Origin of the sequence: Streptomyces sp. NPDC015127, from assembly GCF_043080095.1 — a bacterium.
Taxonomy (GTDB): Bacteria; Actinomycetota; Actinomycetes; order Streptomycetales; family Streptomycetaceae; genus Streptomyces.
Genome location: NZ_JBIBVE010000009.1, coordinates 152,990 through 178,871, shown reverse-complemented (window position 1 = coordinate 178,871; position 25,882 = coordinate 152,990). Strand labels below are relative to the sequence as shown.

Genomic DNA, 25,882 nt, shown 5'->3' with positions numbered 1-25,882 from the left:
GCACCCGCAGCCCCGGCCGGCGACGGGTGCACACGTGCTCAGACGCGGGCCTTCTCCAGCGCCGACGGTGCGGGCGCCACCCGGTCGAAGACCTGCTCCATGTCGTGGTCGCTCGTGCTCGTGAGCAGATACGCCTGGGCCTCGCCGACATGGAAGTACATGCCGTGCAGCCGCAGCGTGCCCTCGGCGAGCCGGCGCGCCACCGAGTCGTGGGCCCGCAGGTGCTCCAACTGCTGGACCACATTGGTCAGACACAGCTGCTCCACCGCGTCCGTGGGCATGCGCCCCGAAATCCTCGGCCACGCATGGCGGCGGTTGCGCATGCGCGCCAGGCTGGGCAGGCCGTGTCGCAGCCAGCGGCGCAGTGGGGTCGGCGCGCCGTCGGGCGGGCTGTGCAGCAGGGCCTGCATCGCCCCGCAGCCCGAGTGGCCGCAGATCGTGATGGACTCCACCTCCAGCACGTCGACCGCGTACTCGATGGCGGCAGCGACGGAGTCGTCGCCGCTCTCCTCGCCGGGCAGCGGAACCAGGTTTCCCACATTGCGCACCGTGAACAGGTCACCGGGACCGCTCGCCGTGATCATGCTGGTGACCAGCCGGGAGTCGGCGCAGGTGAGGAAGAGCTGTGAGGGCCGCTGGCCCTCCCGGGCGAGCCGCGCCAGCTCGTCGCGGACCAGGGGAGCGGTGTTGCGCTGGAACGCGCTGAGTCCGGTGGCCAGTTGATGCTCATCGGTCGGCTGGGGGCGCGCGCCGCAGTGGTGGTTGCGCCAGGGCGTCCAGGGGCGGCAGCAGCCGTGCGTCTCATGCGCGGGCTCGCTGATCCGCGCCCCGGACCGGCCCGTGAACTCCACGGTGCCGCCCTGTGCGGTGTGCGCCGTCTGCCAGTCGTGCAGCGCCTCGTACGCCGCGTGGTCCATGAAGGAACCGTCCAGCTCGACCACGCAGTCGACGCCGTGCGGCACCTGACCGAGGACCCGGCTCAGGCGGGGGACGGCCAGGAACGTCAACTGGCCGCGCACGCACACCCGGTGGACGCCGTCCTTCTCCTCGGCGGTGATCCGGGTCCTGGTGAGCCGGTGCAGCGCGACCGCGACGGCCACGGCGATCCCGATCAGCACCCCCTCCAGGACGCCGGTCAGCACGACCGCGCCCAGGGTCGCCGCGTATACCAGGATCTCGCGATTGCGCTTGACGCTGCGCAGGTGCGTGATGTTGACCATCTGCACGCCGACCACCATGACCAGCGCGGCGAGCGTGGCCAGCGGGATGAGATCGAGAACGGGCACCAGTAGGAGCGCGGCCACCGTGATCCACAGCCCGTGGAGCATGGTGGAGTGGCGGCTGACCGCCCCGGCGGACACGTTCGCCGAGCTGCGGACCGCGACGCCGGTGATGGGCAGTCCGCCGAGGGCGCCCGACACCACGTTGGCCGCCCCCTGTCCGGCGAGCTCGCGGTCGAGGTCCGCGCGGGGGATCCGTACCGCCGGCTGCTTGCGGGCCGCGGCCAGCTTGTCGATCGCGACGGCCGACAGCAGTGACTCCACGCTGGCGACGAGCGTGATGGTGAGCACGGCGGCGAGCAGCCCGAGCACAGGCCCCTCGGGCATCTCGGGCAGCGCGTGGGAACGCCACGACGGCAGGTCGACGCGCGGCTGGTGGAGCTGCGCGAAGGTCGCGAGCGCGGTCGCGGCGGCGACGGCGGCCAGCGCCGCCGGAACGGTCCGCAGGATCCGCCCCGCTCGCCCCGGGATGCGCGGCCACGCCAGGAGCACGGCGACGGTCAGCACGCTGACGGACAGCGCGGCCGGGTGCAGCCCCGCCAACTGACCGGGCAGCGCGCCCACATTGGCGACGGCCGAGCTCTGCGGCGTGCCCCCGAGGACGATGTGCAGCTGAGCCAGGGCGATGGTGACGCCGATGCCGGCCAGCATCCCGTGGACGATCGCGGGGCTGACGGCGAGGGCGGAGCGCGCCACCCGCAGGGCGGCGAGCCCCAGTTGGCACAGGCCCGCCAGAACGGTGATGGCACAGGTCGTGCGCCAGCCGTACCGCTGGATCAACTCGGCGGTGACGACGGTCAGTCCGGCAGCCGGACCGCTGACCTGGAGCGTCGATCCGCCGAACCGGCCCGCCACGAGGCCGCCGACAGCGGCGGCGACCAGCCCGGCCTGGAGCGGCGCTCCGGTGGCGAGGGCGATGCCGAGGGACAGCGGCAGGGCGATCAGGAAGACGGAGACGGACGCGGACAGGTCGGCGCCCGCGATGCGGAAGCGTCGGCGAGGCCCGGTGGGCGGCGGGCTGTGCGGTCGCCGGAAACGGGCGGTCGGGGACGTGGGCGGGTGAGAGGCATCGTCGGTGCGGGTCGGGACGCAGGACATTCCCGTCTCCTCCAAGGTGGCGCGGTCGCGGAACGTGGGGGACGCGGCCGTGGGTCACGGCATGCAGCGGCGGGATGCTCGAATCGCACGAGCGCTCAACGTTAAGTAAATGGATCGTAATGCAGAGTAAAGACTCGGGCATGATTTTCTGGGCAAATGGGGCAATCAATCACCTGATTCAGTGATTAGTCATTTCATCTCGGCTTGTCGATCGGCTCCCCCCACCCCCGCGAGCGACGGTGTCGGCTCCATCGCTGTCAGACAGTCGTATCGCCATACGGAAGAGGGTGGGGCGGATGCGGGCCGCCACAAAAAAGGCCGCCGTCGGCGCGGTCGCCACGGCACTGATCGCAGGACTCGCCGGCTGTTCGGACTCAGAGGACGGCGCGGGCAGCCGGCACGGTGCCCCGGTACAGAAGAAGCGGACCGCCGCGGCCCCCAAGAGCGCGGTCCGCCTCATCGGCGACGGCTCCACCGCCTTCACCGGCACCCAGCCCGGGCTGCTCGAGCCGCAGCGGCTCAAGCCCGGTGAGAAGCCTCCGCAGTTCGTGGTGTTCTCGTGGGACGGCGCCGGCGAGGACAGCCAGAAGCTGTTCTCCCACTTCCGCGAGGTCGGCAAGAAGTACGACGCGACGATGACGTACTTCCTCAGCGGCGTCTACCTGCTGCCCGAGGAGAAGCGGCACCTGTACGACCCGCCCCGGCACGCGGAAGGCCGCTCCGACATCGGCTTCAACGACATCCGGGGAATCAAGGACACCGTGCGCGAACTGCGTGGCGCCTGGCTGGACGGCAACGAGGTGGGCACCCACTTCAACGGGCACTTCTGCGGCAAGAACGGGGGAGTGGGCACCTGGTCCGTCGAGGAGTGGAAGAGCGAGATCCGCCAGGCCAAGTCGTTTGTGAAGAACTGGAAGACGAACGCGGGACTCGCCTCGGCCGAGCCGCTCCCCTTCGACTACGAAAAGGAGCTCATCGGAGCCCGCACGCCCTGCCTGGAGGGCCGTGCCAACTTCCTGCGCGCCGCGCGCGACCTCGGCTTCCGTTACGACAGCAGCGGCATCAACGACCAGGTCTGGCCCAAGAAGGAACTCGGCCTGTGGGACCTGTCCCTCCAGATGGTCCCCGTCCCCGGCCGCGCCTTCGAGACGCTGGCGATGGACTACAACTTCATGGTCAACCAGTCGGGCACGTCCCGGGGCAACCCGTCGAAGCACGACTACTGGGGCGACCAGATGCGCGACGGCCTGCTGAAGGCCTTCGACCGCGCGTACAAGGGCAACCGCGCGCCCCTCATCATCGGCAACCACTTCGAGTCCTGGAACGGCGGGACGTACATGAAGGCGATCGAGGAGACGATCGCGAAGGTCTGCGTGAAGAGCGACGTGCGGTGCGTGTCGTTCCGGCAGTTGGCCGACTGGCTCGACGCCCAGGACCCCCTGGTCCTCGAGAAGATGCGGCAGCTGGACGTCGGCGAGGCGCCCAAGGGCGGCTGGTCCGCCTTCCTCTCCAAGCCGCCGGTGGCCCCGGCCGGTCCGCCCGCCGCCAAGCGGGAGGCGAAGGAACGCGCGTCGCGGCACTGAGCGCGGCATGACGCGAGGGCGGCCCGGCACCGGCCGGGCCGCCCTCGTCGCACGGATCAGCCCGGCTGCGGCACCGGCGCGTGCTCGCCGAGCACGAACGCCGGGTCCACCTGCGCGGCCAGGTCCGCACCCGTCTTCGCGTTCCCCCAGCTCTCCGCGTTCTTCAGGTGGAAGTGGACCATCTGCCGGGTGTAGCGCTCCCAGTCCCGCTGCGCGTACGAGTCCTCCGCCGCGTCCTGCAGGGTCTGCAGCGCCATACGGTTGGCGGCCTCCAGCAGCTCGAACCGAGGCGGCCGGCCCTTCTCCATGGCCCGCACCCAGTCCGAGTGCCCCACCGTGACGAGCAGGTCGTCGCCCACCTCGTCGCGCAGGAACTCCAGGTCGTCGGGGCCCTGGACCTTGTTGCCCACGACCTTCAGCGACACCCCGAAGTCCCGGGCGTACTCCTTGTACTGGCGGTAGACCGACACGCCCTTGCGGGTCGGCTCGGCGACGAGGAACGTCATGTCGAAGCGGGTGAACATGCCCGAGGCGAAGGAGTCCGACCCCGCCGTCATGTCGACGACGACGTACTCCTGCGGGCCGTCCACCAGATGGTTCAGGCACAGCTCGACCGCGCCGACCTTGGAGTGGTAGCAGGCGACGCCGAGGTCGGACTCCGTGAACGGCCCCGTCGCCATGAGCCGGATCTCACCGTCGTCGAGCCGCACGGTCCGGGCGCACGCCTCGTACACCGGGTTGTCCTCGACCACGCGCAGCAGCCGGGAGCCCTCCCCGGGCGGCGTGGTCTTGATCATCGTCTCGGCCGAGACGATCCTCGGATTCGTCCCGCGCAGGTACTCCTTGATCAGCGGCAGGTGCGCGCCCATCGCGGGCAGAACGGCGGCCGCCGCGTCGTCGAGGCCGAGCGCGGCGCCCAGGTGCTGGTTGATGTCGGCGTCCACCGCGACGACAGGGGCCTCGGCGGCGGCCAGGTGGCGGATGAAGAGCGAGGACAGCGTCGTCTTCCCGCTGCCGCCCTTCCCTACGAAAGCGATCTTCATGTTCACCTAGAGTAGTGCTATGAGTGCGTGCAGTTGTCAAGGCGGGTGAAGAAGACCACTCCAAGGTGGGGCGCGGGCCCGGGGCGCGTAGCCTCGCTACCTATGAGTACGAACGCCTCGCCGGCCGACCCTCTCGCCACCCTCGGCACCCTGCCGGGCGTCGCCGACTCCGTGGACTCCGTACGCAAAGCCGTCGACCGGGTCTACGGGCACCGGGTCATGCGGCGGCGCAGCAACGAGATCACGTCGGAGGCCGCGCTGCGCGGAGCCCGCGCGTCCGCGGCCCTGTCCGGCGCCGACTGGGCGCTGGAGGAGGTGCGCCGGCGCACCGACTTCAGCAGCGAGCCCGAGGCGCGCACCGTCGGTGCGGCGCTGCGGCTGACGGCGGAGGCGGGCCAGCTGCTGTCGATCTGGCGGCAGTCGCCCCTGCGGGTACTCGCCCGGCTGCACCTGGTCGCGGCGAGCGGCAGCGGCGCCGACGAGGCGGTGGGCAGGCCGCGCCTGGCCGGCGAGCCGGTCGACGAACCGCTGATCGAAGGCCCCCTGCCGGGTGCGGACGAGGTGGCGGGACGTCTGGACGGGCTGGCCGAACTGATCATCAGGGGCAGCTCCGCGCCGGCCCTGGTGGCGGCGGCCGTCGTGCACGGCGAGCTGCTGGCACTGCGTCCGTTCGTTTCCCACAACGGTCTGGTCGCGCGGGCTGCCGAGCGGATCGTGCTGGTCGGCAGCGGCCTCGACCCCAAGTCGATCTGCCCGGCGGAGGTCGGACACGCGGAGCAGGGGCGCGCTGCGTACGCGGCGGCCTTCGAGGGCTACCTCTCGGGGACGCCGGAGGGCATGGCGACCTGGATCGCCCACTGCGGGCGGGCCGTGGAGCTCGGGGTCAGGGAGTCGACGGCGGTGTGCGAGGCGCTTCAGCGCGGCGCGGCCTGAGGGGCCGATCCGGGGGAGCGGCCTGGCGGGCCGAAAGCCCGAATACCTGCCGAAAAGGGTTGCGGCGGTACCAATTGGTACCGCCGCTGGCATGTCCACCCAGTTACCATGCGTCCTCGAAAGTTGCCCATCAGGTCGGGAACTTTGCCCGTCACCTGGTGCGGCTGGCCCGTAATCGACGGGTCGACGTCGCGTGGGTGCTCGGCTTCCATGCTTCGGTCCGTGGGGCCTTCTCTGCGTTTAAAGGTGATCCTTTCGGATGTCCTCGGTCTCGCGGGCCGTTGATTCATTTGTACTACCGCAGGCCGGGAAGGGAAAGCCCTCGGCGGACTTCTTTACTTTTAGGTTCAAATACGGGCGAAGCGGCTGCCGGGTACGGCCGCCGCCCCGGCCGCGCGCGCCGCTCCCCGGCGGCGGTTGGCATACCAGACCAGTCCGGCGGTCGCGGCCGCCGCTCCCACCGCCGCGGCGGCCATCAGGGCCGGGCGCGGCGGCATCGAGAAGGCCGGCAGCCGCTGCTTCAGTCGCACCGGCCTGTTGAAGACGAGAACCGGCCAGCCCCGCACCGCGGCCTCGCGGCGCAGCGCGCGGTCGGGATTCACGGCGTACGGATGGCCCACCGCCGAGAGCATCGGGATGTCGGTGGCCGAATCGCTGTACGCGTAACAGCGCTCGAGGTCGTAGCCCTCCGAGGCGGCGAGCTCCCTGACCGCCTCGGCCTTCGTCGGCCCGTACGCGTAGTACTCCACCTCGCCCGTGAAGCAGCCGTCGTCGCCGACGACCATGCGGGTGGCCACGACGCGGTCCGCGCCGAGCAGCTCGCCGATGGGCTCGACGACCTCGGCGCCGGACGTGGACACGATGACCACGTCCCGGCCGGCCATGTGGTGCCCCTCGATGAGGGAGGCGGCCTCGTCGTAGATGATCGGGTCGATGAGATCGTGCAGCGTCTCGGCGACGATCTCCTTGACCTGTTGCACGTTCCAGCCCCTGCAGAGCGCGGACAGGTACGCGCGCATCCGCTCCATCTGGTCGTGATCGGCCCCGCCCGCGAGAAACGCGAACTGGGTATAGGCGGTGCGCAGCGCGGCACGCCGACTGATCAGCCCGCCTTGGTAGAAGGACTTGCTGAAGGTCAGCGTCGAAGACTTCGCAATGACCGTCTTGTCCAGATCAAAGAAGGCAGCTGTGCGCGGCAAGGAGTGGTTTTCCACGGGGCTGAGCATATGTGCCCGCCATTCGGCGTACGCTGGGGCGCGTGGGTTTGCCTGAGAAGGCTCTCGGGTACACCATGGAAGTCACGGATCGTTCGCGACCGTGCTAACCCGGTCCGGCTCCTCCCCCCCCGAGTCGGCCGGAAAGACGACCCCCGCTCTCCCCCCCGGCGGGGGTCGTCGCATGTCCGGACGGGTTTCTCCCTCTTTTTCGCGGCCGTCGCCGCCTGCTGCCCGCCTCCGTCCGCCCTCGGAGACGTGGAAGGCTCACTCCCAAATTTGTCACCCTGCGTAGTCATGGAACTGCGTTCCGGGAGCCTTTCGACGTCTCACCGGTTTGGGCTACGGGGATATTCACAAGTGGCCAGTTGTCCACAGTTTTTCGGCAAGATCCACACGGTTTTTCGGTGGGCTGCACCGTGATTCCAGCCGCGAAGTTCGCGGACCGAAGGAATCACGGATCTCGCCGTCGGGTGAGATCGCCGGGAGAGGGGTGGAGATCGTGGCCGGATCCATCACATCGGAGCGTCCCCGCACTGCCGAGGAGCGCCGAGAGGGACCGCTGATCGTCACCGAGGACGCGGACCTGCTCGACGACCTGCTGAGGCTGTGCGCCGCGGCAGGGGCCGAGCCGGACGTCCACCACACGGTGCCCGACCGGAAGGGAGCCTGGGAGGGTGCCCCGCTGGTCCTCGTCGGGGACGACGCGGCCGAGCGGTGCCGCGGGGCCACCCGCAGGCGCGGGGTGCTGCTCGTGGGCCGCGACCAGGACGACCCGGAAGTCTGGCGGCGGGCGGTGGAGATCGGGGCCGACAGCGTCCTGCGCCTGCCCGACGCGGAGAGCTGGCTCGTCGACCGGATCGCGGACGTCGCCGAGGGGGTCGGACGGCAGGCGCTGACCGTCGGGGTCATCGGCGGCCGGGGCGGCGCCGGGGCGTCGACGCTGGCCTGCGCCCTCGCTGTGACGGCCGCCCGCGCGGGCCGGCGCACCATGCTCGTCGACGGCGACCCGCTCGGAGGCGGCCTGGACGTTCTGCTCGGCGGTGAGCACACCGAGGGCAGACGATGGCCGGACTTCGCCGCCTCGAAGGGCCGTGTCGCGGGCGGTGCGCTGGAGGAGTCGCTGCCGGAGCTGCACGCGCTGCGGGTGCTCAGCTGGGATCGCGGGGATTCCGTCGTCGTCCCGCCGGAGGCGATGCGGTCGGTGCTCGCGGCGGCGCGCCGCCGGGGCGGCGTGGTCGTCGTCGACCTGCCGCGCCGTGTCGACGAGGGCGTGGCCGAGGCGCTCGCCCAGCTGGACCTCGGACTGCTGGTGGTCCCCGGCGAGCTGCGCGCGGTCGCCGCGGCGAACAGGGTCGCGTCGGTGGTGGGCATGGTCCTCTCGGACCTGCGCGTGGTGGTCCGCGGCCCGTACGCCTCCGGGCTGGACGAGCAATGGGTGGCGGCCGCCCTCGGTCTGCCGCTCGCGGGGGAGCTTCCTGTGGAGGCAGGGCTGTCGGCGGCCCAGGACGGCGGAGTGCCGCCGGGCGCGAGCGGGCGCGGACCGCTGGCCAGGTTCTGCACGGCCTTCTGGGCGAAGGCACTCGCCGGGGAGACGGTCTCATGAGCACCGGACTGCTGGAGGCCGTGCGGCAGCGGCTGGCGGAGAGCGGCGCGGAGCCGACACCGGCCAGGGTGGCGGCAGCCCTGCGGGCGCAGGGCCGCCTGCTGGGAGACGCCGAAGTGCTGGGCGGGACAGAGAAGTTACGGGGCGAGCTGGTGGGCACGGGACCGTTGGAGCCCTTGCTGTCCGACCCGTCAGTCACCGATGTGCTGGTCTCCGCACCGGACCGGGTGTGGGTGGACCGGGGCAGGGGCCTGGAGCTCACGGAGGTGACGTTCCCGGACGCGGCCTCGGTGCGCCGACTGGCCCAGCGGCTCGCGGCGGTGGCGGAGCGCAGGCTCGACGACGCCCGGCCCTGGGTGGACGCCCGGCTGCCGGACGGGACGCGGATGCACGCCGTGATCCCTCCGGTGGCGGTCGGCTCGACGTGTCTGTCGCTGCGGGTGGTGCGGCCGCGGGCGTTCACGGTGCGGGAGCTGGTCGCGGCGGGCACGGTCCCCCCGGACGGCGACCGCCTGCTGCGGGCGCTGATCGCGGCCCGGCTCTCATTTCTGATCAGCGGCGGGACCGGTTCGGGGAAGACGACCCTGCTGAGCAGTCTGCTGGGGCTGGTGGGCGAGCGGGATCGCATCGTGCTCGCCGAGGACTCCGCCGAGCTGAGGCCCGACCATCCCCATGTGGTGCGGCTCGAATCGCGCACCGCCAATCAGGAGGGCGCGGGCCGGGTGACCCTGCGGGACCTGGTCCGGCAGGCACTGCGGATGCGGCCCGACCGGCTTGTCGTCGGAGAGGTCCGCGGCGCCGAGGTCACCGAGTTGCTGGCCGCGCTCAACACCGGTCACGAGGGCGGCTGCGGCACCGTGCACGCCAACGCGGCGGCGGACGTGCCGGCGCGGCTGGAGGCGCTGGGGACCGCGGCCGGACTCGACCGGGCGGCGCTGCACAGCCAGTTGGCCGCGGCGCTGTCCGTGGTCGTCCATCTCGCACGGGACGCGGACGGCCGGCGCCGCATCGCGGAGGTCCACGTGCTGGAGCGGGACGCGGCCGGTCTGGTGATGACGGTTCCGGCGCTGAGATGGGGCGCGGAGGCGTTCACGCGCGAGGACGGCTGGCCGCGGCTTCGCGCCTTGATCGGGGAGGCGTTGTGAGGGTCACCGAGTCGATGTGCGCGGCGGCGGCCTGCGCCGGGGCCGCCGCCTGGCTGATCACCGGCCAGGACCAGGGACTGCGCCGTGCGCGGCTGCTCTTCGCGGGCGGTGGTGCCATCACGGGACCGCCGTGGTGGGCGTGGGAGCGCGTGCTTCCGGTGGTGCGGCTGCGCAGGGAGTGGCTGTGCCTGCCGGTGGCGCTCGTGGTCGCCGTCCTCGGGCAGTCCGTCGTGCCCCTCGTCGTGGGGGCAGCGGCGGTGCCGTTGGTGCGGCGGCGGTTGCGGGCCCGGGAGCAGCGCAAGGAGAAGGACCGCAGGGCCGAGGAGGTGGTGGCGCTGTGCGGAGCGGTCGCGGGGGAGCTGCGGGCGGGCCTGCAGCCGGGGCAGGCGCTGTCGTTCGGAGCCCGGTCGACCGATGCGCTCGGTCAGGGGGAGGCCGCCGTCCTGGCGGCGGCGCGGTTCGGCGGCGATGTGCCGGGCGCGCTGAAGGCCGCGGCCCGGCAGCCCGGGGCGGAGGGGCTGGTCGGGGTCGCCGCCTGCTGGCGTGTTGCGGTGGACAGCGGTGCGGGGCTGGCCGCCGGGCTGGACCGGCTGGAGGCGGCGCTGCGGGCCGAGCGGGATCAACGGCAGGACCTGGCAGCACAGTTGGCGGGCGCCTGGTCGACCGTCGTCCTCCTCGCACTGCTGCCCGTTGCCGGGCTCGGGATGGGCTGGGCGCTCGGAGCGGACCCGCTGGAGGTGTTGTTCCACACACCGGGCGGCATCGCCTGCCTGGTCGCCGGAGGGCTGCTGGAGGCGGCCGGCCTGTTCTGGGCAGGGCGGATCGTGCGGGCGGGTGAGGAGGCATGAGCCCGGACGTCGTCCACAGGCTGGGGGCAGTGCTGGCCGGCCTGGCGGCGGTGAGCTGTGTCGGCTCGCTGATCGCCGCACACCGCCGTGGCAGGGCGGTGCGCGGACGGATCGAGGCGCTGCTGTCGGTGGAGCGGGAACAGCGCCGCAGCAGAGCGGAGTTGGTGGCCCGGGCGAAGACGTGGGCGGCGCCGTTCGGAGCGGCAGCCGTCTGTTACGTCCTGCTCGGTGGCGTGGTCGGCGCCGTGGCGGCGATCGCTGCAGGATTCGGCGTACGGCACTGGTTCCGGCGCCGGGAGCGTGCCGCGGCGACGATGGCCGAGAAGCTGGGCATCGGCGGCGGGAATGAGACGGCACGCCAACTGCCGCTCGCCGCCGACCTCCTGGCCGCGTGCATCTCGGCCGGCGCGGGACCGCGCGAGGCGGCCGAGGCCGTGGGCGAGTCACTGGGCGGGCAGCTCGGCGAACGGCTCGCCAGAGCCGCGGCCGAGCTCAGACTCGGCGGCGAACCGGCACACGCATGGGGCTGGTTCGCCGCGACAGCAGGCGCCGGACCACTGGCCCGATGCCTGGAGCGCGCCGATCTGACGGGCGCCCCGGCGGCGGAGCAGGTGGCTCGCCTGGCCGAGAGGCTCCGGGCGGACCGTGCCCGAGAAGTGGCTGCGCAGGGCCGAAAGGCACAGGTGCTGATCACGGCACCCGTGGGCCTGTGCTTCCTGCCCGCCTTTCTCGCCGTCGGCGTCGCACCGGTGGTGATCGGACTCGCCGGCGGACTGCTGTCCGGCGACTGACCGCTTCGATTTCTCCAACTTTCTTTCCCTACAAGGCAATACGACAACAGGGGGTTGAGCATGTGGACAACGTGGTGGCACCGGCTGTGCGGAAGCCGGGCAGCCGACGGACATCGGCAGGACGGAGCACGGCTCCCCGCACTGCACGGCCTGGTGGGCAGGCTGCGCACGGACCGGGGCATGACGACGTCCGAGTACGCGGTGGGGACGATCGCCGCCTGCGGCTTCGCGGCCGTTCTGTACAAGGTGGTCACGAGCGACGCCGTGTCGAAGGGACTCCAGGAGCTGATCGGCAAGGCCCTCGATGCCCAGTTCTGAGAGGAGAGGCGCGGGGCGGGAAGGAGGCGACCGGGGGTCGGTGACCGCCGAGGCCGCCGTGGCGATTCCTGCCCTGGTGGTGTTCGCCATGGCCCTGGTCTGGGCCCTGATGGCCGCGTCCGCGCAGATCCAGTGCGTGGACGCGGCCCGGGCCGGGGCACGGGCGGCGGCCAGGTCCGAGCCGCGGGCGGCGGCGCTCGCCGCGGCGCGCTCGGCGGCCCCGACCGGTGCCCACGTCACGCTGGCCAGGGCAGGCGACCTCTGGCGGGTCCGGGTGGAGGCGGACGCGCCCGGCCCCGGTGGGCTGGGGCTGACGTTGGGAGCGGAGGCGGCGGCCCTGGCGGAGGACACGGTGGGGCAGGGCACGGACGACGCCTCGTCCGTCAGCGCGGCAGCCGCGCGGACCGGCGGGGCGCGGGTGACCGCGCCGCGTGCTCCGGTCCGCTCCGGTGATGCTGTGCCGGGCCGCGTGGCGGTGGCGCCGTGATCCGGGACCGGGGCTCGGCCACCGTCTGGGTGGCCTCCGCCACCACGGTCCTGTGCGCGGTCTTCGCGCTCGTGCTGGCGATGGGCCAGGCGGTCGTCGCACGCCACCGGGCCGGCGCGGCTGCGGACTTGGCGGCTCTGGCCGCTGCGGACCATGCCCTGAGCGGCCAGGACGAGGCGTGCGCCAAGGCGGCCGAGGTCGCCAGGGCGCAGGCAGCGGAGGTCGCCCGGTGCGTGATGACGGGCGAGATCGCCGACGTGATCGCCCGCTCCCGATTCGGGCCGTACGCACCTGAGGTCAGGTCGAGAGCGGGGCCGCCCGGCGGGGCGGCCGACGGGGCACCGCAGGTGCCTGAGCCGCGTGAGGCGCCTGAGCCGCCTGAGCCGCCTTAGGCGCCGGCTGCCCGGGAGGTCCTGTTGCCGGGCCCTGGGGGCTTGGCCCACCGGATCCCCGGCCGGCCCCTCCGGCGCCGCCGGCCCGGTTGGATCCGAGACAGGCCCGTCTCCCGGTCCGCGCGCCACCGGGGGCCCCGGCGGACGGCTCCGCGGGGCCGTGCGCAGCCTCGGCTCCGATGCCCTCGCGGGCCCTAGTCCCGGATCGCCGTCCGGTGCCGCAGCCTGGTCACTGCCCCCGCTCGCCCTCCGGCTCGCCCGTCTGTCCCTCAGCCTGCTCCTCCGCACGTTCGCCCGCCGGTTCCCGCGGAGACGCCTCCGCAGGCGTCTCGGCGGACTCGCCCGGCAGGTCCGCTTCCCGCGGTGCTCCCTTTGGGGCTGCCCGGAGCAGTTCGGTGAGCAAGCGGACCGCGCCGCGCTTGTGCAGAGGGTCGTTGCCGTTGCCGCACTTGGGGGACTGGATGCACGAGGGGCAGCCCGCCTCACACTCGCAGGAGGCGATGGCCTCGCGCGTCGCGGTGAGCCATTCGCGGGCCGTATGGAAGGCACGTTCGGCGAAGCCCGCTCCGCCGGGATGTCCGTCGTACACGAAGACCGTGGGGAGCAGCGTGTCGGGATGGAGCGGGACGGACACACCGCCGATGTCCCAGCGGTCGCAGGTGGCGAACAGCGGCAGCATGCCGATCGAGGCGTGCTCGGCGGCGTGGAGTGCTCCGCCGAGCTGTTCCGGGCCGACCCGGGCGGCGTCGAGCTGGTCGTCGGTGACCGTCCACCACACGGCCCGGGTGCGCAGGGTGCGCGGCGGGAGGTCGAGCTTCGACTCGCCGAGCACTTCGCCGGTGATGACCCGGCGGCGCAGGAAGGAGACGACCTGGTTGGTGACCTCGACGGAGCCGTAACACAGGCGCCCGTCGCCCCACGGGGTCTCGATGTCGGTCTCGAGCACGGAGATGGAGGTGGTGTCACGCGCGGTGGTCGAGTACGGCGGGTTGGCCTCCTCGACCAGGGCGACCGAGTCCTCCAGGTCGAGCTGCTTGACCAGGTAGGTGCGGCCCTGGTGCAGGTGGACGGCGCCGTCGTGCACGGCCGTGTGGGCTGCGGCCTCGTCGACCGTGCCGAGCAGGCGGCCGCTGGAGGCCTCGACGATCTGGACGGGGCGCCCGCCTCCGCCGCGGATGTCGGTGAGATCGGCGGCCCGCTCGCGGCGCGTCCAGTGCCAGCCGGAGGCGCGCCGGCGCAGCAGCCTGGCGGTCTCCAACTGGGGCATCAGCTCGGCGGTGGCGGGGCCGAAGAGCTCCAGGTCGGCTTCCGTGAGGGGCAGTTCGGCGGCGGCGGCGCACAAGTGGGGAGCGAGGACGTAGGGGTTGTCCGGGTCGAGGACGGTGGACTCGACCGGCCGCCGGAACAGTGCCTCGGGGTGGTGGACGAGATACGTGTCCAGCGGGTCGTCGCGGGCGACGAGGACGGCCAGGGCGCCCTGGCCCGAGCGTCCCGCGCGGCCGGCCTGCTGCCACAGGGAGGCGCGGGTGCCCGGGTATCCGGCGATGACGACCGCGTCGAGTCCGGAGACGTCGACGCCGAGTTCGAGGGCGGTGGTGGCGGCGAGGCCGAGGAGGTCGCCGGAGTGCAGGGCGCGTTCCAGGGCGCGGCGTTCCTCAGGGAGGTAGCCGCCGCGGTAGGCGGCGATGCGCTGCGGCAGCGAGCGGTCCACCTCGGCGAGGCGCTCCTTGGCGATCACGGAGATGAGCTCGGCGCCGCGGCGGGAGCGCACGAAGGCGACGCTGCGCACCCCCTGAACGGTCAGGTCGGTCAGCAGGTCGGCGGTCTCGGCGGTCGCGGTGCGGCGGACCGGCGCGCCCTTCTCGCCGTGGAGCTCGGTGAGCGGGGGCTCCCAGAGGGCGAAGACGAGCTCGCCACGCGGTGAGGCGTCGTCGGCGACCTCCCGGACGGGCAGACCGGTGAGGCGGCCGGCGGCCAGGGCGGGGGCCGCGGCGGTGGCCGAGGCGAGCAGGAAGACGGGGTCCGCCCCGTAGCGGGCGCACAGGCGGCGGAGGCGGCGCAGCACCTGGGCGACGTGGGAGCCGAAGACGCCGCGGTAGGTGTGGCATTCGTCGATCACGACGTAGCGCAGGGAGCGCAGGAAGGAGGACCAGCGCGGGTGGGAGGGGAGTATCCCGCGGTGCAGCATGTCCGGGTTGGTGAGCACGTAATTGGCGTATTGCCGCACCCACTCCCGTTCCTCGACGGGCGTGTCCCCGTCGTAGACGGCAGGGCGGATGCGGTTCCCGAGGGGCGCGGCGAGCTCTCTGACGGCGCGGAGCTGGTCGGCGGCGAGGGCTTTGGTGGGGGCCAGGTACAGGGCGGTGGTGCCGCGGCCGTTCGGCGCCTCGGCGCCGTCGAGGAGGGTGCTGAGAACGGGGGCGAGGTACGCCAGGGACTTGCCCGAGGCGGTGCCGGTCGCGATCACCACGGACTCGCCGTCCAGGGCGTGCTCGGCGGCGGCCGCCTGGTGGGCCCAGGGATGGTCGATGCCCGCCTCCTGGACGGCGCCGATCACTTCCGCGCGGATGCGGTCGGGCCAGACGGCATGCCTGCCCGGTCGCGGGGGCAAGTGCTCCGTATGAGTGATGCGCGCAGCCCGGTTCGCCCCCGTGGTGAGCCGGTCGAGGACTGCACCGGGGGAGGGGCGGGTTTCCCTGCTCTCGGGAGGTCGTCTGGGACGGTGATTCATGGCCATCGGCACCGAGTGTGTCACTGGCGTGACGGACAATGGTCCCAAGGCGTCGTGCATGGCTGCTGGTAAGTGATTGAATGCCATCGCGGCTGGCGACCGTCCTCCGGCTCCGTCGGGGAGACCTGAGGGGGCGGCCGCTCGATAGCAAGGTGCTGGAGGATCCGTGGACCTGTCCCTGTCGACTCGCAATGTGTCCGGCCCTGGTGGCGACCGTACGGTCGTCGAGGTCGGTGGCGAGATTGATGTGTATACCGCGCCCAAGCTGCGCGAGCAGTTGGTCGAGTTGGTGAACGACGGCAGCTACCACCTGGTTGTCGACATGGAGGGTGTGGATTTTCTCGACTCCACCGGCCTCGGCGTGCTCGTCGGCGGCCTGAAGCGCGTGCGTGCGCATGAGGGCTCGCTGCGCCTGGTGTGCAACCAGGAGCGCATTCTCAAGATCTTCCGGATCACGGGTCTGACCAAGGTGTTCCCGATTCACACCACGGTCGACGAAGCCGTCGCGGCGACCGACTGACGGTCGGCCGGAGACCACCGGAAGCAGTGAGGGGCACCGGGCACCCAGCCCGGGCCCCTGAGAGGCACGCTCGTACGTCCGAGGGGGATCTGCATGGCCACCGTTGAGCTCCGCTTCAGCGCCCAGCCCGAGCACGTCAGGACGGCCCGGCTGGTCGCCGCTGCCGTGGCACGCAGGGCCGGGGTCGACGAGGCGGTGCTGGACGAGGTCCGCCTCGCCGTCGGTGAGGCCTGCAGCCGGGCGGTCGGGCTGCACCGCAGCCATGGCCTCACGGCGCCCGTGCGGGTCGTGCTGTCCGAGGAGGAGAAGACCTTCTCGATCGAGGTCGGGGACGAGGTTCCCGGCTCGGGCGGTGCGGCCGCCGGCGGTGCGGCGGACGAGGAGGCCGACGCCGAGGGCGAGGACGAGATGGGTCTCGCCGTGATCAGCGGTCTCGTCGACGACATGGAGGTCTCGTCCTCCGAGGAGGGCGGCGTGATCCGGATGAGCTGGCCCGCGGCACCGCCTCCAGCGGCGTCCTGACGCCTTCGGTCGGCTCCTGACGCCTTCGGTCGGCTCCTGGCTCCGCCTCGGCCGTGCCTCCTGACGCGTCCAGCAGGCTCCCGGCTACGCCCCGGTCCTGGGGCCCCAGTGAGTACGGCCCGCGGCCCTGGCACCCCCTCTGCGCGTCCGGACGGGCACGTCCTGCGGCCCGGCCGCGCTTCCTGACGCGTGCGCCCCCACCGTCATGCCACCCGCTCCGTGCGCCCTGACGCCCGCGACCCGCCGTCCTGCCGGCCCCCGCCGACGCCGGACAGGCACCGCCGTGACCCGATCGGCCCAACGCGGGCCGACCAGATCGACGAACCGCCCGAGGGATCCACGAGGCCGTCGCGGCGGACCGGCCAGATTCGGAGGGCGGCCCCCTGCGTGCGGTTGACGGCTGTCCGGGTGATTGATCTTCCGGTTCTCCGGTCGTACTGCCCTGAAAGAGGCCCCGCTGAGCAGGGTCTCTTTCATTTTTCTAGATCATCGATCAAGGGTCAATGCTTTTGCCCCATTACCGCTTCCGGGTGCATTTTCGGAACGCGATCATTTGCTGAGTAGCCGGTGAAGGTCAATTACATTTGCCGCGCCCTGTTTTGATCAGGTTCCGCTACCTACAATCCGTCCACATCTTGAGCTCTGAACGTCAAGGAGGACGAATGGCGGGGCTCTTCAACCCACAAATGACCGATCATCCCACTTCCTATGCGGCTGCGGTGCTCACGGACGACAACCGGATGATCGTCGTAGTCATCGCAGCCGTCGCACTGGTGGCCCTGGTCGTCGCCCAGCTGTTGGTGCGCCAGGTCCTCGCCGCCGGCGAGGGCACCGATTCCATGAAGAAGATCGCGGCGGCGGTGCAGGAAGGCGCGAACGCCTATCTCGCACGGCAGCTGCGCACTCTCGGCATCTTCGCCGTCGTGGTGTTCTTCCTGCTCATGCTTCTTCCGGCCGACGACTGGTCGCAGCGCGCGGGGCGCTCGGTGTTCTTCCTGGTGGGCGCTATTTTCTCGGCGGCCACCGGATACATCGGCATGCGTCTTGCCGTACGGGCCAACGTCCGGGTGGCGGCGGCCGCCCGGGAAGCCACACCGCGGGAAGGAGAGCCGGAAAAGGATCTGACGGCCGTCTCGCACAAGGCCATGAAGATCGCCTTTCGTACGGGCGGCGTGGTCGGCATGTTCACGGTGGGCCTCGGTCTGCTCGGTGCCTCCTGCGTCGTGCTCGTCTACGCGGCCGACGCGCCCAAGGTGCTCGAGGGCTTCGGCCTCGGCGCCGCGCTGATCGCCATGTTCATGCGTGTCGGCGGCGGCATCTTCACCAAGGCGGCCGACGTCGGCGCCGACCTCGTCGGCAAGGTCGAGCAGGGCATCCCCGAGGACGACCCGCGCAACGCCGCCACCATCGCCGACAACGTGGGCGACAACGTCGGCGACTGCGCCGGCATGGCGGCCGACCTCTTCGAGTCGTACGCCGTCACGCTCGTCGCGGCGCTCATCCTCGGCTCGGCGGCCTTCGGTGACGCCGGGCTCGCCTTCCCGCTGATTGTCCCGGCGATCGGCGTGGTCACCGCGATGATCGGCATCTTCGCGGTCGCCCCGCGGCGCGCCGACCGCAGCGGGATGACCGCAATCAACCGCGGATTCTTCATCTCCGCGGTGATCTCGATCGTCCTGGTGGCCATCGCGGTGTTCGTCTACCTGCCTTCTTCGTACGCGGAGTTGGACGGCGTCGGCGACGCCGCGGTCCGGGTGCACGACGGCGACCCGCGCGTGCTGGCGCTCGTGGCCGTCGCCATCGGCATCGTGCTGGCAGCCCTGATCCAGCAGTTGACGGGCTACTTCACCGAGACGAACCGGCGTCCGGTCCGGGACATCGGCAAGTCGTCGCTGACCGGCCCGGCCACCGTCGTCCTGGCCGGTATCTCGATCGGCCTCGAATCCGCTGTCTACACCGCGCTGTTGATCGGCCTCGGTGTCTACGGGGCGTTCCTGCTGGGCGGCACGTCGATCCTGCTCGCCCTGTTCGCCGTGGCGCTCGCCGGTACCGGCCTGCTCACCACGGTCGGCGTCATCGTGGCGATGGACACCTTCGGACCGGTCTCCGACAACGCCCAGGGCATCGCGGAGATGTCGGGCGACGTCACCGGCGCGGGCGCGCAGGTCCTCACCGACCTGGACGCCGTCGGCAACACGACCAAGGCCATCACCAAGGGCATCGCCATCGCCACGGCCGTGCTCGCGGCGGCCGCGCTCTTCGGCTCGTACCGCGACGCCATCGGCACCGCGGCCAGGGACGTCGGCGAGAGGCTCGGCGACGGCGCCCCGATGAACCTGGTGATGGACATCTCCCAGCCCAACAACCTGGTGGGCCTGGTCCTGGGCGCCGCGGTCGTCTTCCTCTTCTCCGGGCTGGCGATCAACGCCGTGTCCCGTTCGGCGGGAGCCGTGGTCTATGAGGTGCGGCGGCAGTTCCGAGAGCACCCGGGGATCATGGACTACTCGGAGAAGCCGGAGTACGGGCGCGTCGTCGACATCTGCACCAAGGACGCGCTGCGGGAGCTGGCCACGCCGGGTCTGCTCGCGGTGATGACGCCGATCGCGGTCGGCTTCTCGCTCGGAGTCGGCGCGCTCGGCTCGTTCCTCGCGGGGGCGATCGGCACGGGAACGCTGATGGCCGTCTTCCTCGCCAACTCCGGTGGCGCGTGGGACAACGCCAAGAAGCTGGTCGAGGACGGACACCACGGCGGCAAGGGCAGCGAGGCCCATGCGGCGACGGTGATCGGTGACACGGTCGGCGACCCGTTCAAGGACACGGCCGGTCCGGCGATCAACCCCCTGCTGAAGGTGATGAACCTGGTGGCGCTGCTGATCGCGCCGGCGGTCGTGCAGTTCAGCTACGGGGACGACTCCAGTGCCGGTGTCCGCGCGCTGGTGGCCGTGGTCGCCATGGCGGTCATCGTGGGTGCCGTGTACATCTCCAAGCGGCGCGGAATCGCGGTGGGCGACGACGGGGACAACCCGGCCGAGCGCAGCGCGAAGTCGCCCGATCCAGCGGTGGTTTCCTGACGGGTTCTCAAGGGACGGGCGGATGCCGCACAGTGACGCGGCGTCCGCCCGTTCGCGCGTGTGGGTGAGTCATGTCTCTCTTGGTGCAAATGGCTGCAATAGGTGATGAACCGGGCGTACGACACGCGTTTGTCGCCCACTTGGCGTGTATGTTCCGGGGCCGAGAGAGCCTTGGAAGGGACCAATCCGGTGAACAAGAAGCTTGCGGCCGCACTGTCCGGCGGTGCGGTACTGGTACTGGCGCTGTCGGGATGCGGGGACGACAGCGAGGAGAAGGTGAACGACTGGGCCAAGAAGGTCTGTGACCAGGCACAGCCGCAGATCCAGAAGAGGGCCGACGCCCAGCAGGCCATCATCTCGACGGCCGCGGACGGCAAGCCCGCCGACATCCAGTCCGCCGACTCCAAGGCTTTCGCGGACATCGCCGCCGCGGACAAGGCACTTGCCAAGGCGGTCAGGGACGCCGGCGTCCCGCCGGTCGAGAACGGCGAGAAGCTCCGCTCGGACGCGGTGAACGAGCTGGAGGCCACCGCCAAGGAGTACCTGGCGCTCAAGCAGAAGGTCGACGGACTCGACCCGAAGGACCAGCAGAAGTTCGCCGACGGCCTGCAGGAGGTCGCGGACGGCCTGAAGAAGATCGAGCGCATGGACCAGGACGCGCTGGCCAGGCTGCAGTCCGGCGAGTTGGGCCAGGCGATGGCGAAGCAGCCGGGCTGCCAGAAGGCGAGGACGTCGACCCCCGCCTCGGGCGCGTCAGCGTCGCCCAGCAAGGCGTGACCTGAGCTCGTACGCACGGCAACGAGGCTGTTGTGAGGGCCCACTCCGCCCGTGACTGAGGCGTAGGCGCCATGCCGCACGGCCCGGTCCCGACGGGGCCGGGCCGTGCGGCGATTGTCGGTGGCGGCCCCCACAATGGGTTCGTGAGTACGACCAGTCTTCCCGCGCCCGATCACGCTCCCCGGCTCCGCGACGCCCTCCTCGCCGCCGGCTTCACCGCCGACGGCCTGCTCGACCTGCTCGGAGCTCCCGCGTACGCGGCGCTCGCCCGCAGCGAGACCGTGCCCGCCCTGCGCGCCACCCGCGGGGAGGGAGCGCTGGAGACGCTCGTCCGGTTGTTCCTGCTTCAGCGGCCCGTGGCGTCCGAGCGGGCCCGCGCCGCGCTGCCCGTCGACGTGTGCCTGGCGGACGGCTGGGTCGTGCGCGACGGCGACGAGGTCCGGGCCGCCGTGGACGTGCGGCCGTACGGGGGGCCCGAGGGCCAGGACTGGTTCATCGTGTCCGACCTGGGCTGCGCGGTCGGCGGCGCGGGCGGGGCCGGAGGACAGGGCGAGGGCGTCGTCCTCGGCGTCGGCGGCGCCTCCACCACGCTCGCCGGCATCACCGTGCGGACGCCTGTCGCGTCCGCGCTCGACCTGGGCACGGGATCGGGTATCCAGGCGCTGCACGCCGCACAGCACGCGATCCGGGTGACCGCCACCGATCTCAATCCCCGCGCCCTGCACTTCGCCCGGCTCACCCTCGCGCTCTCCGGCGCGCGGGAGGCCGACCTGCGCGAGGGTTCGCTGTTCGAGCCGGTCGCCTCGGACACGTACGACCTGATCGTTTCCAACCCGCCCTTCGTCATCTCTCCCGTGGCCTCCGGCATGGGAGGCCCCGGTGCCCGGCTGACCTACCGGGACGGCGGGATGGGCGGGGACGATCTGTGCCGCTCGCTCGTCCAGCAGGCGGGAGACCGGCTGAACGAGGGCGGCTTCGCCCAGTTCCTCGCCAACTGGCAGCACATGGAGGGGGAGGACTGGCAGGAGCGGCTGCGCTCGTGGGTACCGCGCGGCTGCGACGCCTGGATCGTGCAGCGCGAGGTGCAGGACATCACGCAGTACGCGGAGCTGTGGCTGCGCGACAGCGGCGACCACCGCGGCGATCCCGCGCAGTACGCGGCGCGGTACGGCGCGTGGCTGGACGAGTTCGAGGCGCGCAAGACCAAGGCGGTCGGCTTCGGCTGGATCACGCTGCGCAAATCCGGTGCGGACCGGCCGTCGATCGTGGCGGAGGAGTGGCCGCATCCCGTGGAGCAGCCGCTCGGCGATGCCGTGCGCGCCCACTTCGACCGGCAGGACTATCTGCGGACGCACGACGACGCGGCGCTGCTCTCCGACCGCTTCCGGCTGGCGCCCGAGGTGGTGCAGGAGCAGGTCGGGCTGCCGGGCGCCGAGGACCCGGAGCACGTGGTCCTCCGCCAGAACCGCGGCATGCGGCGGGCGACCAAGGTCGACACCGTGGGCGCGGGGTTCGCGGGGGTGTGCGACGGGACGCTGAGCGCCGGACGGATTCTGGACGCGATCGCCCAGCTGATCGACGAGGACCCGGTGCTCCTGCGCGACCGCACACCGCAGGCGCTGCGGCTGCTGGTGGAGGAGGGCTTCCTCGAACCGGCCGGTCCGGCCACGACGGCGTAGGTACGACGGCGCAGGGACGACGGCGTCGGCAGCGGCGGAGGCACGACGGCGTCGGAAAGCGCACGGTTTGCGCCTGCCGATGCGGGCAAACCGGCCATTGTCCGGTCAGCGGCCCCGCTCTCCGTGCCGGGTACGGGAACGATCAAAGGAGCGAGATCGGCGGGGGAGAGAAAGAGGAGGGTGTCCCTCCGGAAAAATTGCCGACGCGACCGCGCGAGTGAACCCACGCGTCGTTCACCCGGAATTCGCGCGGACGACGCCCAGGGGTGCCAGCCTCGGCATCCGGACATCCATGGCGCCAGGGAAAGGCCGGGTACGGGCATGGAGAGCGGGCCAGCGATCTTCGCCGGAACGGCATTCGCGCTGTTCGGAGCCGGGCTGCTGCTGTGGACGGGGACGCGGCTCGCGCATCGCGCACCGGTCGCGCACGGAGTGAGCCCCGCCACGGCCACCGCCTTCGGGATCTTCTTCGGTGCGGCCTTCCTCACGCTCGGGGTGTGGTGCTTCGCTCGCGTCTGAGGAGGCGCACGGCCGCCGACGTGCCGGTCCGGGCGGCAGAAAAGGCTGGAGTCGGGTTACCGTTCGAGTGGCCGTTGCGGTCTTTTGCCGTTTGACACGGGGGCGGGTTGTACCGTCACACTCCGCAGCGACAGCAGCGCCACAGCAGTGCCGTAACGCTTGTAGAACCGCGTACCGCACCGCAGTGAGCGCCCATCGAGCGTCGACCGGAGAGAAGAGCGAAGTTGTCCCCGACCAGCGAGGCCGCACAGGGCGGCCGCCGACTCGTGATTGTCGAGTCGCCTGCCAAGGCGAAGACGATCAAGGGCTATCTCGGCCCTGGATATGTCGTCGAGGCGAGCGTCGGGCACATCCGCGACCTGCCGAACGGCGCCGCCGAGGTGCCGGAGAAGTACACCGGCGAGGTGCGCCGGCTCGGCGTCGACGTCGAGCACGACTTCCAGCCGATCTACGTCGTCAACGCCGACAAGCGGGCCCAGGTCAGGAAGCTCAAGGAGCAGCTGGCCCAGTCCGACGAGCTCTACCTCGCCACCGATGAGGACCGCGAGGGCGAGGCCATCGCGTGGCACCTCCTCGAGGTGCTCAAGCCCAAGGTGCCCGTCCACCGCATGGTGTTCCACGAGATCACCAAGGAAGCGATCCGCGACGCCGTCGCCAACCCGCGCGAGCTCAACAAGCGCATGGTCGACGCCCAGGAGACCCGCCGCATCCTCGACCGCCTCTACGGCTACGAGGTCTCGCCGGTCCTGTGGAAGAAGGTCATGCCCCGGCTGTCCGCCGGGCGTGTGCAGTCCGTCGCCACCCGGCTCGTCGTCGAGCGGGAGCGCGAGCGCATCGCGTTCCGCTCCGCCGAGTACTGGGACCTGACCGGCACCTTCGCCACCGGCCGCGCCGGTGACACCTCCGACCCCTCGACCCTCACGGCCCGCCTCAACACGGTGAACGGGCAGCGCGTCGCGCAGGGCCGTGACTTCGGTGCGGACGGCCGGCTCAAGAGCGACCAGGTGCTCCACCTCGACGAGACGAACGCCCGTGCCCTGGCCGCGGCGCTCCAGGACGCGTCCTTCGCGGTCCGCTCCGTCGAGTCCAAGCCCTACCGCCGCTCGCCGTACGCACCGTTCCGCACGACGACGCTGCAGCAGGAGGCCTCGCGCAAGCTGGGCTTCGGTGCCAAGGCGACCATGCAGGTCGCGCAGAAGCTGTACGAGAACGGCTTCATCACCTACATGCGTACGGACTCCACCACGCTGTCCGACACCGCCGTCGCGGCGGCCCGGGCGCAGGTGACCCAGCTGTACGGCTCCGACTACCTGCCGGACAAGCCCCGCACCTACGCCGGCAAGGTCAAGAACGCGCAGGAGGCGCACGAGGCGATCCGTCCCTCGGGTGATCGTTTCCGCACGCCTGCCGAGACCGGACTGACCGGCGACCAGTTCCGGCTCTACGAGCTGATCTGGAAGCGGACCGTCGCGTCCCAGATGAAGGACGCCGTCGGAAACAGCGTGACCGTGAAGATCGGCGGCCGGGCCTCCGACGGCCGCGACGCCGAGTTCACCGCGTCCGGCAAGACGATCACCTTCCACGGCTTCATGAAGGCCTACGTGGAGGGCGCCGACGACCCGAACGCGGAGCTGGACGACCGCGAGCGGCGCCTCCCGCAGGTCGCCGAGGGCGACGCGCTGTCCGCCGAGGAGATCTCGGTCGACGGCCACGCCACCAAGCCGCCCGCCCGCTACACCGAGGCGTCGCTGGTCAAGGAGCTGGAGGAGCGCGAGATCGGCCGCCCGTCGACGTACGCGTCGATCATCGGCACGATCCTGGACCGCGGCTACGTCTTCAAGAAGGGGACGGCGCTCGTGCCGTCGTTCCTCTCCTTCGCGGTGGTCAACCTGCTGGAGAAGCACTTCGGCCGGCTCGTCGACTACGACTTCACCGCCAGGATGGAGGACGACCTCGACCGCATCGCCCGGGGCGAGGCGCAGGCCGTGCCGTGGCTGAAGCGGTTCTACTTCGGCGAGGGCGACGCCGCCGGCGCCGCCTCCGAGGCGGGCAACGGCGACGGCGACCACCTCGGCGGCCTCAAGGAGCTGGTGACCGACCTCGGCGCCATCGACGCCCGCGAGATCTCCAGCTTCCCCGTCGGCAGCGGCATCGTGCTGCGCGTCGGCCGCTACGGCCCGTACGTCGAGCGCGGCGAGAAGGACGCGGACGGCCACCAGCGCGCCGACGTGCCCGACGACCTCGCGCCCGACGAGCTGACCGTGGAGTACGCGGAGGAACTGCTCGCCAAGCCGAGCGGTGACTTCGAGCTGGGCACCGACCCGGCGACCGGACACCAGATCATCGCCAAGGACGGCCGCTACGGCCCGTACGTCACCGAGGTGCTGCCCGAGGGCACGCCGAAGACCGGCAAGAACGCGGTCAAGCCGCGTACGGCGTCGCTGTTCAAGTCCATGTCGCTGGACACGGTCACCCTCGAGGACGCGCTGAGGCTGATGTCCCTGCCGCGTGTGGTCGGCACCGACGCCGAAGGCGTCGAGATCACCGCGCAGAACGGCCGCTACGGCCCGTACCTGAAGAAGGGCACCGACTCGCGCTCGCTGGAGAACGAGGAGCAGCTCTTCAGCATCACGCTGGACGAGGCCCTCGCGATCTACGCGCAGCCCAAGCAGCGCGGGCGGGCCGCGGCCAAGCCGCCGCTGAAGGAGCTGGGCACCGACCCGGTCAGCGAGCGTCCGGTCGTCGTCAAGGACGGCCGCTTCGGCCCGTACGTCACCGACGGCGAGACCAACGCGACGCTGCGCACCGGCGACAGCGTCGAGGACATCACGCCGGAGCGCGGCTACGAGCTGCTCGCCGAGAAGCGCGCCAAGGGACCGGTCAAGAAGAAGACGGCGGCGAAGAAGGCGCCCGCCAAGAAGACCGCGGCCAAGAAGACGGCGGCGAAGAAGACCGCCGCCAAGGCCACGGCAGCCAAGAAGACGACGGCCGCGAAGAAGACGACGGCCGCCGCCAAGAAGGCTCCGGCGAAGAAGACCGCCACGAAGAAGGCCGCCGCGTCGGCCAACGCCGCGACGGCTCCGGGCGAGGAGTAGCAAGCGGCTTCGGGCTGGGAGCAGGAAACGGCTCCGCGCGACGAGCGGGAAGCGGCTCGGGCGAGGAGTAGGAAACGGCTCCGCGCGACGAGCGGGAAGTGGCTCGGGGCGCGGGAGCAGGAAGCGGAGATGCGGCCGGGGTCACTCCCGGCCGCTGCGCACCGGGCGCTTTGCCGCACGAGGACCTTCACACTCGTGTGACAAAGCGCCCGTGTGTTCGGACACCCCCT

General features: G+C 71.6%; 20 protein-coding genes. 16 read left to right on the top strand and 4 right to left on the bottom strand.

Annotation, left to right across the window (positions count from 1 at the left end):
- Positions 1 to 38 precede the first annotated feature (38 nt).
- Positions 39 to 2,378, bottom strand: a complete 2,340-nt coding sequence (locus ACF08N_RS19455) for a bifunctional SulP family inorganic anion transporter/carbonic anhydrase (RefSeq protein ID WP_392325854.1) — start codon at positions 2,376 to 2,378, stop codon at positions 39 to 41.
- A 296-nt stretch (positions 2,379 to 2,674) separates the two neighbouring features.
- Here ACF08N_RS19455 and ACF08N_RS19450 point away from each other — a divergent pair, with 296 nt between their 5' ends.
- Positions 2,675 to 3,961, top strand: a complete 1,287-nt coding sequence (locus ACF08N_RS19450; RefSeq protein ID WP_392325853.1) for a hypothetical protein — start codon at positions 2,675 to 2,677, stop codon at positions 3,959 to 3,961.
- Positions 3,962 to 4,017: 56 nt separating this feature from the next.
- On the opposite strand, the gene ACF08N_RS19445 is transcribed toward ACF08N_RS19450, so the two are convergent.
- Complete coding sequence (locus tag ACF08N_RS19445; protein ID WP_392325852.1) at positions 4,018 to 5,004, bottom strand: ATP-binding protein; 987 nt, start codon at positions 5,002 to 5,004, stop codon at positions 4,018 to 4,020.
- A 102-nt stretch (positions 5,005 to 5,106) separates the two neighbouring features.
- Here ACF08N_RS19445 and ACF08N_RS19440 point away from each other — a divergent pair, with 102 nt between their 5' ends.
- The gene (locus tag ACF08N_RS19440) at positions 5,107 to 5,937 is read left to right on the top strand and encodes an oxidoreductase (RefSeq protein WP_392325851.1); all 831 of its coding nucleotides are present in this window, start codon (positions 5,107 to 5,109) and stop codon (positions 5,935 to 5,937) included.
- A 347-nt stretch (positions 5,938 to 6,284) separates the two neighbouring features.
- Here the strand turns inward: ACF08N_RS19440 and ACF08N_RS19435 are convergent, their stop codons facing one another.
- Positions 6,285 to 7,163, bottom strand: a complete 879-nt coding sequence (locus ACF08N_RS19435) for an HAD family hydrolase (RefSeq protein ID WP_392325850.1) — start codon at positions 7,161 to 7,163, stop codon at positions 6,285 to 6,287.
- Positions 7,164 to 7,653: 490 nt separating this feature from the next.
- Here ACF08N_RS19435 and ssd point away from each other — a divergent pair, with 490 nt between their 5' ends.
- From ssd to ACF08N_RS19400, 7 genes are all read left to right on the top strand, one after another.
- Complete coding sequence (gene ssd, locus ACF08N_RS19430) at positions 7,654 to 8,757, top strand: septum site-determining protein Ssd (RefSeq protein WP_392325849.1); 1,104 nt, start codon at positions 7,654 to 7,656, stop codon at positions 8,755 to 8,757.
- Positions 8,754 to 9,902 (top strand): TadA family conjugal transfer-associated ATPase, encoded by a 1,149-nt coding sequence (locus tag ACF08N_RS19425; protein WP_392325848.1) that lies wholly within the window; start codon positions 8,754 to 8,756, stop codon positions 9,900 to 9,902. Before ssd ends, ACF08N_RS19425 begins: the two co-directional genes overlap by 4 nt.
- Before the next feature lie 14 nt (positions 9,903 to 9,916).
- The gene (locus tag ACF08N_RS19420; protein ID WP_392326009.1) at positions 9,917 to 10,750 is read left to right on the top strand and encodes a type II secretion system F family protein; all 834 of its coding nucleotides are present in this window, start codon (positions 9,917 to 9,919) and stop codon (positions 10,748 to 10,750) included.
- Positions 10,747 to 11,541 (top strand): type II secretion system F family protein, encoded by a 795-nt coding sequence (locus ACF08N_RS19415; protein WP_392325847.1) that lies wholly within the window; start codon positions 10,747 to 10,749, stop codon positions 11,539 to 11,541. The genes ACF08N_RS19420 and ACF08N_RS19415 overlap by 4 nt, the downstream gene beginning before the upstream one ends.
- 180 nt (positions 11,542 to 11,721) lie before the next feature.
- Complete coding sequence (locus tag ACF08N_RS19410; RefSeq protein ID WP_392326008.1) at positions 11,722 to 11,859, top strand: DUF4244 domain-containing protein; 138 nt, start codon at positions 11,722 to 11,724, stop codon at positions 11,857 to 11,859.
- Between the two features lie 40 nt (positions 11,860 to 11,899).
- Positions 11,900 to 12,346 (top strand): TadE family type IV pilus minor pilin, encoded by a 447-nt coding sequence (locus ACF08N_RS19405; RefSeq protein ID WP_392325846.1) that lies wholly within the window; start codon positions 11,900 to 11,902, stop codon positions 12,344 to 12,346.
- Positions 12,343 to 12,738 (top strand): Rv3654c family TadE-like protein, encoded by a 396-nt coding sequence (locus ACF08N_RS19400; RefSeq protein WP_392325845.1) that lies wholly within the window; start codon positions 12,343 to 12,345, stop codon positions 12,736 to 12,738. The genes ACF08N_RS19405 and ACF08N_RS19400 overlap by 4 nt, the downstream gene beginning before the upstream one ends.
- A 229-nt stretch (positions 12,739 to 12,967) precedes the next feature.
- On the opposite strand, the gene ACF08N_RS19395 is transcribed toward ACF08N_RS19400, so the two are convergent.
- On the bottom strand, positions 12,968 to 15,556 hold the full coding sequence (locus tag ACF08N_RS19395; protein ID WP_392325844.1) for a DEAD/DEAH box helicase: 2,589 nt from the start codon (positions 15,554 to 15,556) through the stop codon (positions 12,968 to 12,970).
- A 79-nt stretch (positions 15,557 to 15,635) separates the two neighbouring features.
- Here ACF08N_RS19395 and ACF08N_RS19390 point away from each other — a divergent pair, with 79 nt between their 5' ends.
- From ACF08N_RS19390 to topA, 7 genes are all read left to right on the top strand, one after another.
- Positions 15,636 to 15,989, top strand: a complete 354-nt coding sequence (locus tag ACF08N_RS19390) for an STAS domain-containing protein (protein ID WP_003967428.1) — start codon at positions 15,636 to 15,638, stop codon at positions 15,987 to 15,989.
- 93 nt (positions 15,990 to 16,082) lie between these two features.
- The gene (locus ACF08N_RS19385; protein ID WP_392325843.1) at positions 16,083 to 16,511 is read left to right on the top strand and encodes an ATP-binding protein; all 429 of its coding nucleotides are present in this window, start codon (positions 16,083 to 16,085) and stop codon (positions 16,509 to 16,511) included.
- Between the two features lie 662 nt (positions 16,512 to 17,173).
- Entirely contained in the window at positions 17,174 to 19,582 is a 2,409-nt protein-coding gene (locus ACF08N_RS19380) for a sodium-translocating pyrophosphatase (RefSeq protein WP_392325842.1), read from the top strand.
- A gap of 189 nt (positions 19,583 to 19,771) precedes the next feature.
- Positions 19,772 to 20,359 (top strand): small secreted protein, encoded by a 588-nt coding sequence (locus tag ACF08N_RS19375; protein ID WP_392325841.1) that lies wholly within the window; start codon positions 19,772 to 19,774, stop codon positions 20,357 to 20,359.
- 143 nt (positions 20,360 to 20,502) lie between these two features.
- The gene (locus ACF08N_RS19370; protein WP_392325840.1) at positions 20,503 to 22,038 is read left to right on the top strand and encodes a methyltransferase; all 1,536 of its coding nucleotides are present in this window, start codon (positions 20,503 to 20,505) and stop codon (positions 22,036 to 22,038) included.
- A gap of 321 nt (positions 22,039 to 22,359) precedes the next feature.
- Entirely contained in the window at positions 22,360 to 22,557 is a 198-nt protein-coding gene (locus tag ACF08N_RS19365) for a hypothetical protein (RefSeq protein WP_392325839.1), read from the top strand.
- A gap of 224 nt (positions 22,558 to 22,781) precedes the next feature.
- Positions 22,782 to 25,652 (top strand): type I DNA topoisomerase, encoded by a 2,871-nt coding sequence (gene topA, locus ACF08N_RS19360; RefSeq protein WP_392325838.1) that lies wholly within the window; start codon positions 22,782 to 22,784, stop codon positions 25,650 to 25,652.
- The last annotated feature ends 230 nt before the right edge of the window (positions 25,653 to 25,882 follow it).

Excerpts from the sequence above, each read along its gene's own strand:
- ACF08N_RS19410 (WP_392326008.1), top strand. The coding sequence starts at position 11,722 with ATGACGACGTCCGAGTACGCGGTGGGGACGATCGCCGCCTGCGGCTTC.
- ACF08N_RS19445 (WP_392325852.1), bottom strand. The coding sequence starts at position 5,004 with ATGAAGATCGCTTTCGTAGGGAAGGGCGGCAGCGGGAAGACGACGCTG.
- ACF08N_RS19455 (WP_392325854.1), bottom strand. The coding sequence starts at position 2,378 with ATGTCCTGCGTCCCGACCCGCACCGACGATGCCTCTCACCCGCCCACG.
- ACF08N_RS19440 (WP_392325851.1), top strand. The coding sequence starts at position 5,107 with ATGAGTACGAACGCCTCGCCGGCCGACCCTCTCGCCACCCTCGGCACC.
- ACF08N_RS19365 (WP_392325839.1), top strand. The coding sequence starts at position 22,360 with ATGGAGAGCGGGCCAGCGATCTTCGCCGGAACGGCATTCGCGCTGTTC.
- ACF08N_RS19380 (WP_392325842.1), top strand. The coding sequence starts at position 17,174 with ATGGCGGGGCTCTTCAACCCACAAATGACCGATCATCCCACTTCCTAT.
- ACF08N_RS19415 (WP_392325847.1), top strand. The coding sequence starts at position 10,747 with ATGAGCCCGGACGTCGTCCACAGGCTGGGGGCAGTGCTGGCCGGCCTG.
- ACF08N_RS19450 (WP_392325853.1), top strand. The coding sequence starts at position 2,675 with ATGCGGGCCGCCACAAAAAAGGCCGCCGTCGGCGCGGTCGCCACGGCA.
- ACF08N_RS19425 (WP_392325848.1), top strand. The coding sequence starts at position 8,754 with ATGAGCACCGGACTGCTGGAGGCCGTGCGGCAGCGGCTGGCGGAGAGC.
- ACF08N_RS19395 (WP_392325844.1), bottom strand. The coding sequence starts at position 15,556 with ATGGCATTCAATCACTTACCAGCAGCCATGCACGACGCCTTGGGACCA.
- ACF08N_RS19435 (WP_392325850.1), bottom strand. The coding sequence starts at position 7,163 with ATGCTCAGCCCCGTGGAAAACCACTCCTTGCCGCGCACAGCTGCCTTC.
- ACF08N_RS19420 (WP_392326009.1), top strand. The coding sequence starts at position 9,917 with ATGTGCGCGGCGGCGGCCTGCGCCGGGGCCGCCGCCTGGCTGATCACC.
- ACF08N_RS19385 (WP_392325843.1), top strand. The coding sequence starts at position 16,083 with ATGGCCACCGTTGAGCTCCGCTTCAGCGCCCAGCCCGAGCACGTCAGG.